Origin of the sequence: Brunnivagina elsteri CCALA 953, from assembly GCF_002289455.1 — a bacterium.
Taxonomy (GTDB): Bacteria; Cyanobacteriota; Cyanobacteriia; order Cyanobacteriales; family Nostocaceae; genus Brunnivagina; species Brunnivagina elsteri.
In genome coordinates, this window is record NZ_NTFS01000567.1 from 1 (window position 1) to 3,188 (window position 3,188).

The window sequence follows — 3,188 nt, forward strand, 5'->3', positions numbered from 1 at the left end:
ATTATACATCTCTAAAATTATTTATTCCCAAGAATAAACTTCATTCATTATCTCTTTATCTTGTTGTATGAATAATATGGGTTTTTGCTGATAATCACTTTATGAAAATTATATATTTATCATGCAAAATCTACGTAATTCTATATATGAGTGTAAATAGACACGATGAATTGCGTTCTCTGACGTAATGACCTACCTATAACGAAAATTAACCCTCCCCGCAAGTTGCGAGAAGGGTTTAGAGTCAAATAATTTTAGGATAAATATACAATCAGTTATTAGGACATAACCCGTCTTTCTAAATACTGCCCAATCATGATTTCTTCACCAGCACGGGAAATAATCGTCTGACGAGTGCGATAATTCGTACCAATCAACTTAATCTCCTCCTCAAATGCCGAACCACCATATTCTGTACGCAAATGCATAGTTTTTGCCTCACGCATCAAATATTCCGCAGCAACAGGTTTCGACGTGGCAAAACCGCGATCGCGATACAAAATATTTTCCCGAATCCCAAACACCGTTGAACCCGTCACTGGTTTTCTGCCTGGTTGGGAATAGTTACTTATCCAAGTCACTTGAGAACCACAAACCAAAGCATTTGTATCAGCTAACTCATGCTTTTGTGCCAATTGAACCAATTCTGCACTTCCTTTAGGCAAAAATGCGATCGTAATCTCACTAACAACCTCTTCAACTTCGCCACTCTTGAGGGTGTAATAACGTCGTTCAGAACGCCAATTGCCTTCTGTTTCTCGAAAAAAACTTTCTACTAACGATTCTATAGCGTACTGTGCAATTTGTGGGGGTGTTGTCATGAAGTCTTATCCTCTTTCAGTTCAGATACGAGCATGAAGCCCAAGTTTGGTCAAGCTCCTCACTGATATGATTACAAATTTTAACATTAAAAAATGTTTAGTTTATTCTAAATCAATAGTGGGAGCTATAGTCTTTTAATTAGAACTTGCAGTTTGTGTAGGCTAAAAAATGCCTGTTTGACGTATTTAAAGGTTGTTTACACCGACTGCCAGTTTTTCTTGAGCAAGGCTAAAAAAGTCGCGTAACCTTCAGAAAATCCTGGTGGATCGGGTAAAAAGTATTCTGGAAACTCTTGGTAAGGTTGCCAAGGTTCTGATTCGCTACGTCTAAGAGGTTGTTTGAAAAGTCTCCTTTCATGTCATGCTGTAGCTTGCTACTTACAGAAGCCGCTTGCGCGTCTACCCGCAGGGTGGAACGTAGGCGAAAGACTTCCCGCAGGGTAGCATCTCAGTATGTGGACTAAACTCCAGATTCTACTCTTCGAGAACGCTGAGTCGCAAGCGACACGCTTCGCGAACGCGAACGTTGCGTAAAACTCCACTCAGAATGACAAATTATACGTTCCTAAACTTTTCAAACATGCTCTAAGATGCAAAGCGCATTCAGAGGAACCTGGTAGCTTCCATATCATTTGACCTGCGGTATTATCCATACATATTCTCCTTTTGTTCGATAAGTGTAATATTGACAACTGCAATAACTGCTTACAACGTTAAGCACAGTTTTTACGGATTTTGACAGACTCTCAAAAAAAAGCTGTCAACATTGATACTTTTTTGATGGGAATTCATAATTCGCAACCGCTAAATAACATTGTTGTTGCTGTTAGATTGCGAGTTCCTCAAAATTCCAAATACCACAAATTGTAGTGTTACTCTGTCAAGAAAGCATTACCTACAGGGTTGGTTAAAAACTAATCCCAAAGCTATGTATTTATGTAAAAACTAATACCACTTTAGTTCGATGATGACTTGGAAAGGGAATTGCAATTTTCTCCCCAAGCTTGACATCGTTGTAGTTCAAACGTACTATTAGATGTCAGCATTTAGAAACCCCAAATATAAGTCAGAGCCAGAGGTTATAAACCTCTGGCTAATAGCGAAAGTCCTCTAAAAGAGGACTAAATTCAAGCCCTAAATGCTAGGCATATTTACGCCAAGCTGTACTAGATTTTTATTTCCCCCCTTGGAAAAGGGGGGTTAGGGGGAATAACTTCCGGGATATGAAAGGAACTTCAGACATCAGCTTCTGTGTAAACTGTAGCTTCAATAAGGAGAGAGGAGTTGTATATTAGTCGAGTGTTAATTTGTTCGCAGTTCGCAGCATTATGTTATAATTTATGCCAGCAAAATGTATTATTCGGTACAGAAAATCAGAAGATTTGATAAATATTGAATGTAGTAATCTTTTTTAATAAATTTTCCGTAATTTGAATTTTGAAACTGTATTAATATCAGACGCTATATTTTCTTTAGTCAGAGATAAACTTACTCAGTAAAAAGCAATCAAAAATATTATTTTAAGCTTTTATACTTACGACACAAACTCGCAACTGAGAATAAAAAATATAGCTTGAGAATAATTATTGATTCGCAAGGATTTCAGGCTAGATAAATGGTTAGTTTATTTACATCAAGTTGTAATAGATGATTTCTAGTTAATCAAATTAATCAGCAGTCTCGCGTTCTGAATTTGATACAAGCTAGATAAAACTGAGAAATAGGACTTATAAAGGTAAGGCTAAAGCTAAAGCTCAAAAAAATCAGATATTATTTCGTAATTGTAAATAAATCACATTTGTTTTGAACTAAAACTGTTATCTAGCAAGCTGAATAACCTTGAAAATAAAAGCATCATGGAGCAAGAAGGTTGATGAAAAATCTTGTGAAACCATTGCGATCGCTCTTCTTCAAAAAACTACAAATAAAACAATTACAGGTCAAAAAAGTACAAGTTATAGATTCATTAGTTTATTCGGATGCTGTTATTACTTTATCGCAAATGGGAAATGAAGCTAATAGTGCAGTTTCGGCTTTGATTGCTGCTTTGGAAAAACCAGAATTACGTAACAATAGCATTATCACTTTAGGGAATATTGGTGTTGCTGCGGAAGCTGCTGTTCCAGCTTTGATAGAGATTTTGCAGAATGAAAATGTGGGAATTCGCGTTAGTATTATTGAATCTCTATGCAAAATTGGTGCTGAAGCTCAAACAATTCCTTCATTAATTGCAACTTTGCAAGATACATCACCAAAAGTTCGTGCTAGTGCAGCTTTTGCGTTGGGTTGTTTTCATCAAAAAGCTAAAGTTGCTGTGGAACCATTGATTATCACTTTGCAGGATGAAGATGATTGGGTAAGAACAAA

The 3,188-nt window shown here is 36.6% G+C and carries 2 protein-coding genes; one reads left to right on the top strand and one right to left on the bottom strand.

Annotated features, from left to right (window positions below; genetic code table 11):
- Positions 1-278 precede the first annotated feature (278 nt).
- Positions 279-821, bottom strand: coding sequence for a phycobiliprotein lyase (locus CK510_RS28430; protein WP_095724838.1), 543 nt, complete (start codon positions 819-821; stop codon positions 279-281).
- 1,873 nt (positions 822-2,694) lie between these two features.
- On the opposite strand from CK510_RS28430, the gene CK510_RS28435 reads away from it, so the two are divergent.
- A partial coding sequence (locus tag CK510_RS28435) for a HEAT repeat domain-containing protein (RefSeq protein WP_143289483.1) occupies positions 2,695-3,188 on the top strand: 494 nt, incomplete at its 3' end.